This is a genomic window from Mycobacterium sp., assembly GCF_036273375.1.
Taxonomy (GTDB): Bacteria; Actinomycetota; Actinomycetes; order Mycobacteriales; family Mycobacteriaceae; genus Mycobacterium.
Genome location: NZ_DASUHS010000078.1, coordinates 13,743 through 29,150, shown reverse-complemented (window position 1 = coordinate 29,150; position 15,408 = coordinate 13,743). Strand labels below are relative to the sequence as shown.

Annotated in this window: 14 protein-coding genes; 8 read left to right on the top strand and 6 right to left on the bottom strand. The window is 67.8% G+C overall.

The features are described 5' to 3' along the window. The 3 genes from VFW69_RS06890 to trmB all read right to left on the bottom strand — a co-directional run. A partial coding sequence (locus VFW69_RS06890) for an MMPL family transporter (protein WP_526499483.1) occupies positions 1-1,221 on the bottom strand: 1,221 nt, incomplete at its 3' end. A gap of 49 nt (positions 1,222-1,270) precedes the next feature. Next, positions 1,271-1,984 carry an NYN domain-containing protein gene (locus VFW69_RS06885; protein ID WP_526499481.1) on the bottom strand — a complete coding sequence of 238 codons (714 nt, stop codon included), beginning with the start codon at positions 1,982-1,984 and terminating at the stop codon, positions 1,271-1,273. A 13-nt stretch (positions 1,985-1,997) separates the two neighbouring features. Further along, a complete protein-coding gene (trmB, locus tag VFW69_RS06880) occupies positions 1,998-2,738 on the bottom strand; it encodes a tRNA (guanosine(46)-N7)-methyltransferase TrmB (RefSeq protein ID WP_526499487.1) in 741 nt (246 codons plus the stop codon). A gap of 234 nt (positions 2,739-2,972) precedes the next feature. Here trmB and VFW69_RS06875 point away from each other — a divergent pair, with 234 nt between their 5' ends. From VFW69_RS06875 to VFW69_RS06865, 3 genes are all read left to right on the top strand, one after another. Beyond that, a complete protein-coding gene (locus VFW69_RS06875; protein WP_526499479.1) occupies positions 2,973-4,064 on the top strand; it encodes a hypothetical protein in 1,092 nt (363 codons plus the stop codon). Further along, positions 4,061-5,623, top strand: a complete 1,563-nt coding sequence (locus VFW69_RS06870; RefSeq protein ID WP_526499477.1) for a hypothetical protein — start codon at positions 4,061-4,063, stop codon at positions 5,621-5,623. Before VFW69_RS06875 ends, VFW69_RS06870 begins: the two co-directional genes overlap by 4 nt. A gap of 143 nt (positions 5,624-5,766) precedes the next feature. Next, on the top strand, positions 5,767-7,605 hold the full coding sequence (locus VFW69_RS06865; RefSeq protein ID WP_526499475.1) for a phosphoenolpyruvate carboxykinase (GTP): 1,839 nt from the start codon (positions 5,767-5,769) through the stop codon (positions 7,603-7,605). A gap of 24 nt (positions 7,606-7,629) precedes the next feature. On the opposite strand, the gene soxR is transcribed toward VFW69_RS06865, so the two are convergent. Beyond that, a complete protein-coding gene (gene soxR, locus VFW69_RS06860; protein ID WP_526499473.1) occupies positions 7,630-8,097 on the bottom strand; it encodes a redox-sensitive transcriptional activator SoxR in 468 nt (155 codons plus the stop codon). A 61-nt stretch (positions 8,098-8,158) separates the two neighbouring features. Here soxR and VFW69_RS06855 point away from each other — a divergent pair, with 61 nt between their 5' ends. The 4 genes from VFW69_RS06855 to VFW69_RS06840 are packed head-to-tail and all read left to right on the top strand — an operon-like array spanning position 8,159 to position 12,439. Further along, positions 8,159-8,872 carry an SDR family NAD(P)-dependent oxidoreductase gene (locus VFW69_RS06855; protein WP_526499471.1) on the top strand — a complete coding sequence of 238 codons (714 nt, stop codon included), beginning with the start codon at positions 8,159-8,161 and terminating at the stop codon, positions 8,870-8,872. Further along, positions 8,869-9,942, top strand: a complete 1,074-nt coding sequence (locus tag VFW69_RS06850) for an S-adenosylmethionine:tRNA ribosyltransferase-isomerase (RefSeq protein ID WP_526499469.1) — start codon at positions 8,869-8,871, stop codon at positions 9,940-9,942. Before VFW69_RS06855 ends, VFW69_RS06850 begins: the two co-directional genes overlap by 4 nt. Positions 9,943-9,976: 34 nt before the next feature. Further along, a complete protein-coding gene (gene fadD4, locus VFW69_RS06845; protein WP_526499467.1) occupies positions 9,977-11,494 on the top strand; it encodes a fatty-acid--CoA ligase FadD4 in 1,518 nt (505 codons plus the stop codon). Positions 11,495-11,497: 3 nt separating this feature from the next. Further along, positions 11,498-12,439 (top strand): enoyl-CoA hydratase/isomerase family protein, encoded by a 942-nt coding sequence (locus VFW69_RS06840; protein WP_526499465.1) that lies wholly within the window; start codon positions 11,498-11,500, stop codon positions 12,437-12,439. Between the two features lie 2 nt (positions 12,440-12,441). Here VFW69_RS06840 and VFW69_RS06835 read toward each other — a convergent pair whose 3' ends face one another. Further along, a complete protein-coding gene (locus tag VFW69_RS06835; RefSeq protein ID WP_526499463.1) occupies positions 12,442-12,909 on the bottom strand; it encodes a CD225/dispanin family protein in 468 nt (155 codons plus the stop codon). A gap of 130 nt (positions 12,910-13,039) precedes the next feature. Further along, on the bottom strand, positions 13,040-14,182 hold the full coding sequence (locus VFW69_RS06830) for an acyl-CoA dehydrogenase family protein (RefSeq protein WP_526499461.1): 1,143 nt from the start codon (positions 14,180-14,182) through the stop codon (positions 13,040-13,042). 188 nt (positions 14,183-14,370) lie between these two features. Here VFW69_RS06830 and VFW69_RS06825 point away from each other — a divergent pair, with 188 nt between their 5' ends. Continuing rightward, positions 14,371-15,387 (top strand): MaoC family dehydratase, encoded by a 1,017-nt coding sequence (locus tag VFW69_RS06825; RefSeq protein ID WP_526499459.1) that lies wholly within the window; start codon positions 14,371-14,373, stop codon positions 15,385-15,387. Positions 15,388-15,408: the final 21 nt, after the last annotated feature.

Here is a 15,408-nt window from a genome sequence, read left to right as displayed (position 1 = left end):
CGGGATGGCGAACGCCAGCGGACGCTTCATCACCCAGTTGACGAGTTTGCCCCAGAAACCGGCCTCGACCTCTTCACGGGTCTTGGTCTTCTGCAGCCGGTCGGCCAGCCAGTTCAGGTAGGCCCGCGAGTACTTCCAGTTCCGCAGGAACGGCACCCGGAACGCGGTCCGCACACCCAGCGCGTCGACGTGGCGGCCGAGGATGCCCAGGCAGGCGGGCAGGAACGTGATCGACAGCAACGCCGCCAGGCCCACCGCGGCGAAGATCGCGTAAGTCAGCGAATGCACGAAGCCCTGCGGCAACACCAGCAGGCTGGCGCTCGACGCGATGATCAGCACCGCCGAGAACGTCACGGTGCGCCCGGCGGTCATCACGGTTCTTCGCACCGCGGCCTCGGTGTCGTAGCCCTCGGCTATCTCCTCCCGGAACCGGCTCACCACGAAAAGTCCGTAGTCGATGGCGATACCCAGGCCGATCAGCGACACCACCGGCTGGGCGAAGAAGTGCACCGGCCCGAACACCGCGACCAGCCGCAGGATGCCCAGCGAGCCCGCGATGCTCAGGCCGCCCACGATGGCCGGAAGGCCCGCCGCGACCGCGCCACCGAACACCAGGAACAGGACCACCGCAACCAGCGGCACCGCCAGGACCTCCATGCGGCGTTGGTCGGTGGCGATGGTGCCCGTCAGGGCGTTGGCGATCGGCTCGAGACCGGCCAGCTGCACCGTGCCCCCGTCGAGCTTCTGCAGATCCGGCTGGATGGCCTTGTAGTTGTTCAGGATGCTGTCGTCGTCATTGCCTTTCAGCGGAATGCTGACGAAGGTGTGCTTCCTGTCCTCGCTGACCATCCCCTTGATGACCGGGTTGGTGCTGTCCGGTGCCGCCAGCCAGCCGGCCCAGCCGACGACCTGGTCGGGATGGTCGGTCTTGAACTTGTTGAGTTCGCCGACGAGTTTGTCGCGCCACGCCGAGTCATCGGCCGTTTTTCCATTGGGAGCGGTGAAGGTGGCCACGATGTGGCTGGTGCGATCACGGCCGTAGGTCTGGTCGCCCAGCACCGAGGCTTTGACGGATTGGCTCCCGTCGTCGTAGAAGCCGCTCTGTGTAACATGCTTGCCCAGGCTGACTCCGAAGACGCCGCCCAGAAGACACAGAGCTACCGTGACCCCGATCACGATGTACCGGTATCGGTACACAGTTCGACCCCACCAGGCGAACACGCAAGCTCCTTACTGGATCGTTAACGACCCGCGCATCGGTTTTCCAGTGTCACACACGCGCGGTCAGCAGCGCGGAGAGCGGCCGGAACGGCTGCAGCCACGCACCCTGGTCAGGCAGCGAATCTAGGCCGATCCGCGGCAACGGTTCCCGGAAGACACCAGCGATATCCTCCAGATCAACGAAGTCCAAGGTATCCGACGCTAGCGCCCAACTCGCATGTTCGCGAAATCCGATCACCTGGACGCTGACCCCGGTTCGTGCGATGTCTTCCAGCGGGTGACGAAACGCCTGACCGTCGGCGGAAGCCACCACCAGCGCCGCCAATCCTTCGGTGCGCCGCAGTTCGATATGGGCCAGCATGTCGCGGTCGACGTCGCTGTCCTCGTCGATCTTCGGCTTGGCGAACACCGCAAATCCCACGTTGCGGAGCGCGTCCACCCAGGGTCGGACGACGTCGGCGCTGCCCGGCGCGATGTTGGTGAAGACGGTGGCCTCGGGTTCCACTACGACGCCGGGGCGACCGGTGCTGACCTCGGCCGTGCGCGACAACAACCAGCGGCCCAGGGCGTCGAACCGGGGGCGTTCCAGGGCTGTCGGGCGCCGGCCCAGGATGGAGCCCAGGCCCATGTCGAGGTTGGGGGCATCCCACACCAGCAACACGCGTCCACCCGGGGGAGAGAAGTCGCCCAACTCGTCGCCGGCCAGCACCGCCGGCGGCGCGACGGGCTCTGCCCCCGCCGCGGTCTCTTCAGTGAGGCTCATGCTCATCGCCTACTCATCGTCTAAGCCAAATGAATTCGGTGACGGCGCTGCCCGCTTCTTGAGCCTTCGTCTCGTACTTGGTGGTCGGGCGGACGATCGAGATGGGCAGCGCACTGTCGGGACCGACCGGATGCAGTAGCGATTCACCCGCGCCGACCTCGGCGATGTGTTCGGCGTAGCCGGCGTGGTCCGTCGCAACGTGCAGGACACCACCAGGGAGTAGCCGATCGGCTATCAAGCCAATCGTCCCGGGCTGCACGAACCGGCGTTTGTGGTGCCGGGCTTTCGGCCACGGATCGGGAAAGAAGACGCGAACCCCGGTCAGCGAAGCCGGGGCGATGAGGCGTTGCAGGACATCGAGGGCGTTGCCGCGGATCAGCCGGATGTTGCTCACCTGGTCGCGGTCGATAGCGGACAGCAGCTGCGCCAGCCCGCGGCGGTAGATTTCCACCGCGACCACATCGATATGGGGCTCATCCTTCGCCATCGCCAGGGTGGATATGCCACTGCCGCAACCGATTTCGAGCACCACCGGGGCCTGTCGTCCGAACCATGCGGGGGTATCCAGCGGGGGTTCGCAGCTGTCGGCTTCGTCGGTTACGGCGCCTACTGACAGGCCGAGTTCAGGCCAGCGCCGCTCCCAGGTCTGGCGCTGGGCATCGGACAGCGCCGAACGGCGCGATCGGAACGCCGTTGCCGGGAGATAGCGCTGGTCGGCGCGGTCGGAGTCCCCGGTCGGCGTGCCGGCAGACATCGCCACCCCCCGCTGCGCATGCATTTGTCCATGGTGGCCTATAAACCTTGGATGTAGCCGCCCCTGGTCCGGATTGATACCCAACAGTTGCGTTGAACTGGTAACTGATTAACGGTGGCTCGCTTCTTGATGACGCGGGTGCCACCATTCGGTGGGACCGCTCGGCCCCGGCGCTGCAGCCAGTAGAGGCAGCGCCGGCCGGGCATGGGGTCATCCAGACCGAACAGGCGGGATATGAGGGCACAAGGACACCGAACTTTCGTTGACGAGCTGGCGCGGTTTGCTGCCGACCACGTCGACCCGCGCGTGACGGCGATCGCGCAGCGATCCGCCGCGCCTCTGCGCGTGGTCGTGCGCGGCCGTCGTGGGGTCGGGTGCCGCACTGTGCGCCGGGCCCTGGCCGGCGCGGGGCGCGTGGCGGGCATCGCGGTCGACGACCCGGTGACGGATCGCGACGTCGACGCGCTGGTGTACGTGATCACGGAGGTGGTCAAGCCCGAGGACACCCAGGCGATCGCGACGGCCGGGCACCCGCTGTTGGCGGTGCTGAACAAGGCCGATTTGGCGGGCTCGCTGTCCGGCCGTGGCGGTGACGGCCCGATCGCGGCGGCGCGCGCGAGGTGCACGGAGCTCTCGGCGCTGATCGGCGTGCCTATGGAACCGATGACCGGTCTGCTCGCGGTCGCCGCGCTCGACGACCTGGACAGCACCCAGTGGACGGCGCTGTCCACGCTCGCCGCTCATCCCGGCGGCACCGCTTGTTTCGACGGCTCCTTCGCCGGATTCCTGGCCGCCGACGCCCCGGTGCCCGCCGAGGTGCGGCAGCGCCTGTTGGACACCCTCGACCTGTTCGGCACCGCGCTGGCGGTCGCCGCGTTCCGGCAGGGCCGTACCCCGGCCCAGGTGCTGACCCTGCTGCACCGGATGAGTGGCATCGACGCCGTCCTGGCCAGAATCGGCGCGCTGGGCGCCGAGGCGCGCTATCAGCGGGTGCTGCACGCCGTCGCCGAACTCGAGGCGCTGGCCGCCGGCGGCGGCAGGCTCGGTGAGCGCATCAGCGCGTTCCTGTCCCGCGACGAGACTGTGGTCGCCCGGATGGTGGCCGCCGTGGACCTGGCCGAGGCGGCCGGCCTGGAGCCGGGCGACCAGAAGGCCCTCGACGCCCATCGAGACCCGTCCGCGCACCTGCCGCGGGCGGTGCGGTGGCAGCGCTACAGTCGCGCCTCTGCCAGCGAACTGCACCGCGCCTGCGGCGCCGACATCGCCCGGGGATCGCTGCGGCTGTGGTCTCAGGCCTGCGCGTCGCTGCCGGGGGAATCCTGGTGAGCGGCGAAACAAGCCAAGATCCCGTCGCCGAGGTGGACGCGCTGGTGGCGGCGGCCGGCCCCGGGCTGGATCCGCCGGCGATTCAGCGCTGCGACGCGGTGCTGGTGACCGGCCCGTGGATGGCGGGGGTCAGTGCGCTGGCCGGCGCACTGCGTGAGCGACTGCCAGAACGCAAATTCGTCGAGTCGACGGACCTGGGCCCCGGCGAGGTGCCGGTGGCCGTGGTGTTCGTGGTGTCCGCGGCTGCGAACCTGACGCCGTCGGACTGTGCGCTGCTGGACGCCACGACCGAGCACACCGACGCGGTCGTCGGTGTGGTGTCCAAGATCGACGTGCATCTCAACTGGCGCGACATCGTCGCCGCCAACCGCGACTCGCTGGGTGCGCACGCGCCCCGCTACGGCCGGGCGCCCTGGGTGGGCGCGGCGGCTGTGCCCGACCTGGGCGACCCGGACGTCGACGACCTGGTCGAAGCCGTCACGGCGCTGCTCGATGACCCCGATCTCGCGCACCGAAACAGGTTGCGGGCGTGGGAATCTCGGCTGCAGACGATGGCACGCCGGTTCGACCGCGAGGTCGAGGGGTCGGGCCGGCGGGCCCGGGTCGAGGCATTACGCGAAGAGCGCAGCACCGCGCTGCAGCAGCGGCGTCAGGCGAAAAGCGAGCGCACCATCACGCTGCGCGGTCAGATCCAGCAGGCACGGGTCGCCCTGTCGCATTCCGCGCGTAACCGGTGCGCGGCGGTGCGCACCGAACTGCAGGAACGCGCGGCGGGTTTGTCGCGGCGCGAGATGTCCGGTTTCGAGGCGCACACCCGCGAGCGGCTGGACGCGGTGGCGGCCGAGGTCAGCGAAGGCACCGACACGCAACTGGCCGAGGTGGCGCAGGTGGTGAGCGTGCCGATGGAGCTGCCGCCGCTCGAGCGGCTGCCGGAGGTCAATGTGCCGCGGCCGCCGCTGAAATCGCGCCGACAGGAAACCTGGCTGATGATCGTGCTGGGCGTCGGGTTCGGCCTCGGGGTGGCGCTGACGCTGAGCCGGCTGATGAGCGGCCTGGCCTCGCGGCTCAACCCCGCGCTGGCGGTCGCCGCGGCCCTCGCGTGCGTGGCGATCTCGGTGGCGCTCACCTTCATGGTGATCAATATCCGTGCGCTGCTGCACGACCGGGCGCTGCTGGACCGCTGGGCGGGCGACGTCACGTCCTCACTGCAGTCGGTCGTCGAGGAGCTGGTCGCCACCCGGGTGCTGGTCGCCGAGTCGGTGTTGAGCAAGGCGCTGCTGGCTCAGGACGAGGCCGAGAACGCGCAGGTGTCGGCGTCGGTCGGCGTCATCGACACCGAATTGCGCGAGCACGCCCTGGCCGCCGCGCGAGCCGCGGCGGCGCGCGATCGAGACATGCCCGCGGTGACGGCGGCCCTGGTGGCCGTGCGTGCAGAACTGGGTGAACCGGGTATACGGGAAGACGAAAGTCACCCCGAAAACGCCGGCGTCGACGAGACCGAAAAAACCGCTTCGAGGAGCGAAGATGGCGACCCGCCCGAATCTTCTGAATCGTTGTAGTGAGAAGGCTTATACCCGCCCGAGGCTCCCCCGACAAGATCCTCACGATAACCTGTTGTTAACGCCACCAATTCCTTAATTGTGTGGGCGAGAGCATAGCGAGCAACACCAGCCCGATACGCAGAAGAATCCAGGAGAGTTCGATGACCTCAGCGACCATTCCCGGTTTGGATACAGCACCCACGAACCATCCGGGCCTGCTGTCCTGGGTGCAGGAGGTCGCCGAACTCACCCAGCCCGACCGGGTGATCTTCGCTGACGGCTCGGACGAGGAGTTCAACCGGCTGGCCACCCAACTGGTCGAGGCCGGCACGTTGAAGAAGCTCAACGAGGAGAAGCACCCCAACTCTTACCTGGCGCTGTCCGACCCGTCCGACGTGGCGCGCGTGGAGTCCCGAACCTTCATCTGTTCCGAGCGACAGATCGACGCGGGCCCCACCAACAACTGGATGGACCCGTCCGAGATGAGGTCCACCATGACCGACCTGTACCGCGGCTGCATGCGCGGTCGCACCATGTGGGTGGTGCCGTTCTGCATGGGCCCGCTGGGCGCCGACGACCCCAAGCTGGGTGTGGAGATCACCGACTCCGAGTACGTCGTCATCTCGATGAAGGTGATGACCCGGATGGGCAAGGCCGCCCTGGAGAAGATCGGCGACGACGGATTCTTCGTCAAGGCGATGCACTCGGTGGGCGCGCCGCTGGAGGGTCGGGACGGAACCCGAAAAGAAGACGTGCCGTGGCCGTGCAACGACACCAAGTACATCACCCACTTCCCGGAGACCCGCGAGATCATGAGCTACGGCTCGGGCTACGGCGGTAACGCGCTGCTGGGCAAGAAGTGTTTTTCGCTGCGCATCGCCTCGGCGATGGCTCACGACGAGGGCTGGCTCGCCGAGCACATGCTGATCCTCAAGCTCATCTCCCCGGAGAACAAGGCGTACTACTTCGCCGCGGCGTTCCCGTCGGCGTGCGGCAAGACCAACCTCGCCATGCTGCAGCCGACCATCCCGGGCTGGCGCGCCGAGACCCTCGGTGACGACATCGCCTGGATGCGGTTCGGCAAGGACGGCCGCCTGTATGCGGTCAATCCCGAGTTCGGTTTCTTCGGCGTCGCGCCGGGCACCAACTGGAAGTCCAACCCCAACGCGATGCGCACCATCGAGGCCGGCAACACCGTCTTCACCAATGTGGCGCTCACCGACGACAACGACGTGTGGTGGGAGGGCCTGGAGGGCGAGCCGCAGCACCTGACCGACTGGAAGGGCCGCGACTGGACGCCCGATTCCGACGAGAAGGCCGCGCACCCCAACTCGCGCTACTGCACACCCATGTCGCAGTGCCCCATCCTGGCGCCGGAGTGGGACGACCCGCAGGGCGTGCCGATTTCCGGAATCCTGTTCGGCGCGCGCCGCAAGACGACGGTGCCGCTGGTCACCGAGGCGCGTGACTGGCAGCACGGCGTGTTCATGGGAGCCACCATGGGCAGCGAGCAGACCGCCGCCGCCGAGGGTAAGGTCGGCGCCGTGCGCCGCGACCCGATGGCCATGCTGCCGTTCCTGGGCTACCACGTCGGTGACTACTTCCAGCACTGGCTCGACCTGGGTAAGAACTCCGACGAGTCCAAGATGCCCAAGGTGTTCTTCGTCAACTGGTTCCGCCGCGACGAAGACGGTGGCTTCCTGTGGCCGGGCTTCGGCGAGAACAGCCGGGTGCTCAAGTGGATCGTGGACCGCATCGAGCACCAGGCCGGCGGCCAGGACACCCCGATCGGCATCGTGCCGGCGGTCGACGACCTGGATCTGGACGGCCTGGATGTCGACGGCGGTGACGTGGCCAAGGCGCTGGCGGTCAACCCGGCCGAGTGGCGCCAGGAACTGCCCTTGATCGAGGAGTGGTTCGAGTTCGTCGGCGACAAGCTGCCCACCGGTGTTCGCGACGAGTTCGAGGCGCTCAAGCAGCGGTTGTCCGAAGCGGGCTAGCCCGGCTCGGCGGCGAGGTGGACCTTAGCCGCTAATCGCCTGCCGCCGTAGCGATCTCGGCAGGTATACCGCTCCCGCTCCGGTGCTGGCCGCCAGGTCGCCCGGGTTGGAGATGGCGCAGCGCTTCAGCGACAGGCAACCGCACCCGATGCACGAGTCCAGGTTGTCGCGCAGCGCGATCAACCCGGCGATCTGATCGTCGAGGCGCGCGCGCCAGGTTTTGGACAGCCGGCCCCAGTCGGCGCGGGTCGGGGTGCGGCCATCGGGAAGTGTGGCGAGTGCGTCGGCGATCTCATCCAGGCTCAGCCCGACGTTGCGGGCGGCCTTGATGAAGGCCAGGCGTCGCAGCATCTGCCGCTCGAAGCGGCGCTGGCCACCGGCAGTCCGGGTCGCCGTGATCAGGCCCTGGCTCTCATAGAACCGGATCGCCGATGCCGCGAAGCCGCTGCGGTTCGCTATCTCACCGACGGTGAACAAGTCTCGCTTATCCATTGTGGCCTTCTCGAATTCGGGACTTGACTTGAAGTTTACTTCAACTATCAGTATGGGTGGTATGACTCAACGCAAACAGCAACCCGTCGCGATTGTCACCGGCGCCTCGCGCGGCTTCGGAAGTGCGGTTACCGCCGCCCTGCTCGACCGCGGTTGGACCGTCGTCGGCGATGCCCGACGCGCCTCTGAACTGGAATCAACTGTCCGAGAAGTGAATTCAAGACATTTTATCGCGCTGCCCGGTGACGTCACCGACGCGTCGCACCGTGCCGAGTTGGTCGAGGCGGCATCCGGCGGCCCACTTGGTCTCTTGGTGAACAACGCCAGCCGGCTGGGGCCCAGCCCGCAACCGGTCCTCGCCGATTACCCTGTGCGCGAGTTGTGGACGGTGTACCAGACGAATCTGTTCGCGCCGCTGGCCCTGATCCAGGCCACGTTGCCGATGCTCGCCGAAAACGCCGGTGCGATCGTCAATCTGACCTCCGACGCCGCCGTCGAACCGTACCCCGGCTGGGGCGGGTATGGCTCGTCGAAGGCCGCGCTCGACCAACTATCCGCCGTCCTGGCCGCCGAGACGCCCGTGGTGCGCGTGTACGCCTTCGACCCCGGCGACATGCGCACCGAGATGCACCAGGCCGCCTTCCCGGGCGAGGACATCTCCGACCGTGCCGAGCCGGCGTCCGTCGTGCCGGCCTTGCTGCGATTGCTCGACACGCGCCCGCCCGCTGGCCGCTACCGCGCCGCGGATCTGGCGCTGTCCGGAGCCCAGCAATGACCGCTTCCAGGACGCTAGCGAGCCCGCAGACGCATTTCCACCGCGCGCCGGCCTCGGACGCCACCGAGCCGCCGGAGGTCCGCGGCATCGCGAGGGACGCGGTGAAGCTGCTGGTCGCCCGGTCGGGCGGGGTCAACCATGCGCGATTCACCGACCTCGGTGACTACCTGCGACCGGGCGATCTCCTGGTGGTGAACGACTCGGCCACCCTGCCCGCCGCCGTCGATGGCGACCGCGCCGGCCGGCCGATCGCCATCCACTTCTCCACGGCACGCGCCGCCCTGGTCTGGGTGGTCGAACTCCGGCCGGCGGGCAACGCGGCGGGGCACCTGACCGACATCCGGCCGGATGAACGCATCGAAATGCCGGGCGGCGGGGCGCTTGTCATCGAGTCGTCCTACCCGCAACCGGGGATCAGCGGGGCGCGGTTGTGGGCCGCCCGAGTCGTTGTGGAGGGTGACGTCGCGTCGTATCTGGCCCGGCACGGCCGGCCCATCCGGTACTCGTATGTGCCCCGGCCGTGGCCGCTGCGCTACTACCAGACGGTGTTCGCCCGACGGCACGGAAGCGCTGAAATGCCGAGTGCAGCAAGGCCGTTTAGCACCGAACTGGTCACCGACCTGGTAGCCGCCGGCATCGCGATCGCGCCGATCACGCTGCACGCGGGGGTGTCGTCCGCGGATGCGGGCGAGCCCCCGGTCGCCGAACCGTTCCACGTGCCGGCCGCCACCGCGCGGCTGGTGAACTTCACGCGGGCGACCGGCGGACGGGTGATCGCGGTGGGAACGACGGTGACCCGCGCCCTGGAGTCGGCCGCCACCGCCGACGGCGTGGTGCGGCAGGCGGACGGCTGGACGGATCTGGTGCTCGGCCCCGGCCGGCCCAGTCGTGTCGTCGGCGGCCTGGTGACCGGCTGGCACGATGCCGGCGCCTCGCACCTGTTATTGCTGGAGGCGCTCGCCGGTCCCGAGCTGGTCGCCAGGGCGTATCGGGAGGCGGTGGAACACGGCTACCTGTGGCATGAATTCGGCGACAGCGCGCTGCTACTGCCCGGCGGAGCGACCACTTAACACCCGTCAAGTTTGGCGGCGGTACAGTCTGCGCATGCAGATCCGCCCCTATATCGGCGCCGACAAACCTGCTGTCATCCTGTACCCGTCCGGAACGGTCGTCACCTTCGACGAACTCGAAGCGCGCGCCAATCGACTGGCGCACCGGTTCCGCGAGGCGGGTCTGCGCGAGGGCGACACCGTCGCAATCCTGATGGAGAACAACGAGTACATCCACGCGGTGATGTGGGCGGCTCGGCGCAGCGGTTTGTACTACGTGCCGATCAACACCCACCTGACCGCGGCTGAGGCGGCCTACATCATCGACAACAGCAGCGCCAAGGCCATCATCGGCTCGGCGGCGCTGCGCGATACCCTCGCCGGCCTGGCCGAGCAGCTGCGGGGCGGGCTACCCGAGCTGCTGCTGATCGCTGATGGCGACCTGCCCGGCTGGGAGCGTTACCCGGAATGCGTTGCCGGACAGCCCGATACCCCGATCGATGATGAGATCGAGGGCGACCTGCTGCAGTACTCGTCGGGCACCACCGGCCGCCCCAAGGGCATCAAACGCGAATTGCCGCACGTGCCACCGGCCGAGGCGCCCGGCATGATGTCCGCACTCGTCGGTTTCTGGATGACGCCCGGCTCGATCTACCTCAGCCCGGCGCCGCTGTACCACACGGCGCCGTCGGTATGGTCGATGAGCGCGCAGGCCGGCGGCATCACCACGGTGGTGATGGAGAAGTTCGACGCCGAAGGCTGCCTGGACGTGATCCAGCGTCACCGAGTCACGCACGGCCAGTTCGTCCCGGCGATGTTCACCCGCATGCTGAAACTGCCTGACCAGGTTCGTCATTCATACGACCTGGCGAGCCTGCGGCGGGTGATGCACGCGGCGGCTCCGTGCCCGGTGGAGATCAAGAAGCAGATGATCGACTGGTGGGGGCCGATCATCGACGAGTACTACGCGTCCTCGGAAGCGCACGGGTCGACGCTGATCACCGCCGTTGATTGGCTGGCGCATCCGGGTTCGGTGGGCAAACCCATGGGGGGCGCCGTGCACATCCTCGACGAGCACGGCAACGAGCTGGGACCCGGGCAGGCCGGCGAGATTTACTTCGAGGGCGGCTATTCCTTCGAATACCTCAACGACGAGGCGAAAACCGCCTCATCGCGCGATAAGCACGGCTGGGCCACCGTTGGGGACATCGGCTATCTCGACGACGAGGGTTACCTGTACCTGACCGACCGGCGTCACCACATGATCATTTCCGGCGGGGTGAACATCTACCCGCAGGAAGCCGAGAACCTTCTGGTCACCCACCCGAAGGTGTTGGACGCCGCGGTGTTCGGGGTGCCCGACGACGAGATGGGCCAGCGCGTCGTGGCGGCCGTGCAGACCGTCGATGCGGCCGACGCCACCGACGAATTCGCCGAGGAGTTGACGGTGTGGCTGCGAGACCGGCTGGCGCACTACAAATGCCCGCGATCCATCGCGTTCGAAGCCCAGCTGCCGCGCACCGACACCGGCAAGCTCTACAAGAACGGGCTGATCGAGAAGTACTCGGTGTGACCGATGCTCCAGGTGGTCGACCTGTCGAGGGCGCCGCAGGACGCCCCGGTGTCGCCGCCCGGGGTGATCGTCGCCGTCGGCTCGGCCGCCGACATCGCCAGGGCCGGATTCTGGCTTGACGCAGCAACATTCACGCTGACCGAGGATCGCTGCGAAGACCGGCGCGTGGTCACCGTCGATTCGGTGCCGGCGACCGTGGAGGAGCTGACGGCACGCTGTCAACGGTGGCCGCACGCCAGCGGGATCTGTGACGACGTGTTGCGCGCGGTGGATCCGCGGGGCCCGACGGTGTCCGGGGTGATGACGGAGTCGTTGGCGTACTCGACCCTGCAGGCCGGCCCGGAGTTCGCGCAGTGGTTACGCGAGCGCGGCCCGGTCCGCATGCCCGAGATCGTCGACCCGGTGCAGGCGACCCGCGACGGCGACGTTGTGCGTATCGCGTTCAACCGGCCGCAGCGGCACAACGCATTCTCCACCGACGCGCGCGCGGCGCTGTTGGAGGCGCTGACGGTCGCGCAGCTGGACCCGTCGGTCACCGGCATCGTGTTGAGCGGCAACGGTCCGTCGTTCTGCAGCGGTGGGGACCTGGCCGAGTTCGGCACCTTCGCCGACCCGGCGAGCGCGCACTTGGCCCGTACCCGCTACAGCCCCGCCCTGGCGCTCGATGCGCTGACCGCCAGGCTCGGCAGGGCGTGCCGGGCCGAGGTGCACGGCCGGGTGGTGGGCAGCGGACTGGAGATGGCGGCGTTTTGCGGGTGGGTCACCGCCCGCAACGATGCGATGCTCGGGCTGCCCGAGCTGGCATTGGGGTTACTCCCCGGAGCCGGTGGGACCGTGAGCGTCACGCGGCGGATAGGCCGTTGGCGCACAGCGTATCTCGTATTGTCCGGTCGCACCGTCGACACGCAGACCGCATTGGCCTGGGGGCTGGTGGACGAGGCCTGAGTTCAGAAGCCCGAATAGGTGGTGGTGGTCGTGGACGGGATGGAAGACACGATCGCCGCGAACATGGCGAACCACAGCACGACGCCGATCACCGCGGCGGCGGCGCCCACGATCGCGCCGATGATGACCCACTTCTTGGCATTGTTGGACGCCTCGTACGCCTCGGCGTACCGTCCCTGGGCCCACAGCCCGGAGACCTTGTTGGAGTAGACGATCGACACGATCCCGAACGGCAGGCAGCACAGCACCGTGCACAGGATCGCCCAGACCAGATAGTTCTCAGGCTCCTGCATTCCCGGCTGCGGCGCCGGCCATCCCGCGGGCTGCGGCTGGCCCTGCCATCCCGGTGGCTGCTGACCTTGCCAACCGGCGGGCTGCTGGCCCTGCCATTCCGGTTGTCGGCCTTGCCATTCCGGTTGCTGTCCTGGCCATTCTGGCGAACCTCCGGGTGGCACGGGAGGATAACTCATGGCGGCTGCCTTTCCTTCTGATTCCCTCGGCTGGCGAACAGCTCTACTTCCATACCGGTTTGCCCGCCGGAGAAGTCAGGTAAATATACTCCTAAACTTCGTTCTCGGGCCGAGAGTTTGGCGGGCCGGATCAGATTCCGCCGCGGGTCACCAGTTGCCGGGCAATCACATTTCGCTGGATCTCGTTGGTGCCTTCACCGACGATCATCAGCGGTGCGTCCCGAAAGTAGCGTTCGACGTCGTATTCGGTGGAATAGCCGTAGCCGCCATGGATTCGCACCGCGTTCAGTGCGATCTCCATGGCGACCTCGGAGGCAAACAATTTCGCCATCCCGGCTTCCATGTCGCAGCGTTCGCCGCTGTCGTACCGCTCGGCGGCATACCGGGTGAGCTGGCGGGCCGCGGTGAGTTTGGTCGCCATGTCGGCCAGGTAGTTACCGATCGACTGGTGCTGCCAGATCGGCTGGCCGAAGCTCTCGCGCTGCTGGGCGTAGGCCAGCGCGTCCTCGAGCGCCGCGGTGGCTACACCCAGGGCACGGGAAGCCACCTGGATGCGTCCTGTCTCGAGCCCCTTCATCATCTGTGAAAAGCCTTCGCCCGCAGCGTCTCCCAGCAACGCCGTCCGAGGTGCCCGGAAGTCGTCGAACGACAGCTCGCAGGACTCGACGCCCTTGTAACCCAACTTCGGCAGGTCCCGCGACACCGTCAGACCCGGCCCGTGCTCGACGAGCACGATCGAGATGCCCTTATGGCGCGGTTTGGCATCCGGGTCGGTCTTGCACAGCAGCGCGATCAGTCCGGCACGGCGTGCGTTGCTGATCCAGGTCTTGGATCCGTTGATCACCAGCCCGTCGGCGTCCGGCAGCGCGGTGGTCGTCAAGTTCTGCAGATCCGAGCCACCGCCGGGCTCGGTCAGCGCCATGGTGGCGCGCACCTCTCCGCTGGCCATCCGCGGCAGGTAGGTCCGCTTCTGGTCCTCGGTGCCGAACAGCGTCAGCAGTTTGGCGACAACGGTGTGCCCGCCCATCGCACCGGCCAGGCTCATCCAGCCGCGCGCCAGTTCCTCGGTGACTCGGACGTAGCACGGCATCGACACCGGCGATCCACCGTATTCCTCCGGAACGGCCAGACCGTAGATGCCGATCCGCTTCATCTGCTCGATCCACGCCTCGGGGTAGGTGTTGGCGTGCTCGACGTCGCGAATGCTCGGTTTGACGTCGCGGTCGATGAACGCCCGCACAGTGGCGACCAGCATCTCTTCTTCGTCGTTCACCTGTGATCATCCTCCAGCCCTGATGGTGACGACCCTCCCCCGCAAGCGGGAGGTGCCCCCATTCGCCCCTCCGCCGCGCTCGCGATCGCCTCCAGCCCTGATCGTGACGACCCCATTCGCCCCTCCGCCGCGCTCGCGATCGCCACGAAGTTGACCCTCGATTCCACAGCCTGCCAGCATGGGGCGTTGTGACTAGTGACGGGTATGCGGGGATTCGCGAGGGGGGACCGTACTTCGACGACCTCTCGGTGGGGCAGGTGTTCGACTGGGCGCCGTCGGTGACGTTGTCGTCGGGGTTGGCGGGCGCTCACCAGGCGATCGTGGGGGACCGGCTGCGTCTGGGGCTGGACGCCGATCTGTGCGGGGCGGTGACGGCCCTGCCGGCGCCGCTGGCCCATCCGGGGTTGGTGTGCGACGTGGCGATCGGGCAGTCGACACTGGCGACCCAGCGGGTCAAAGCCAACCTGTTCTATCGCGGCCTGGTGTTTCACCGGTTTCCGGTCATCGGCGATTCCCTCTACACCCGCACCGAAGTGGTTGGGCTGCGCGCGAACTCGCTCAAGCCGGGCCGGACGCCGACGGGGTTGGCGGCGCTGCGGATGATCACGATCGACCAGGCCGATCAGCTGGTGCTCGACTTCTACCGGTGCGGCATGCTGCCCGCCAGCCCGGATTTCACACCCGACAACGCGCCGAACGACGACCTGTCCGCCATCGGCGCCGACGTGCCCGGCCCCGCGCACGATCCGACCGCGCAGTGGGACCCTGAGGTGTTCCGCGACAAGGTGCCCGGCCCGCACTTCGATACCGGCCTGGCGGGCTCGGTGTTGCACAGCACCGCCGACGTGGTCAGTAGCGCTGCCGAACTCGCCCGCCTTACCCTGAATATTGCTGCAACACATCATGATTCGCGGATCGGCGGCCGACGGCTGGTGTACGGCGGACATACCATCGGGCTGGCATTCGCACAGGCGAGCAGGTTGCTGCCCAACCTGGTGACGGTCCTGAACTGGCAGTCTTGCGACCACACCGGGCCCGTGCACGAGGGCGACACCGTTTACAGCGAGCTGCACATCGAATCCGCCGAGCCGACCGATCACGGTGGCGTGCTCGGGCTGCGGTCGCTGGTGTATGCGGTCAGCGATACCGCGGGTGAGCCAGACCGTCCGGTGCTGGACTGGCGGTTTCACGCACTGCAGTTCTGAGTGGGGTTTGCCGGTCGCCCC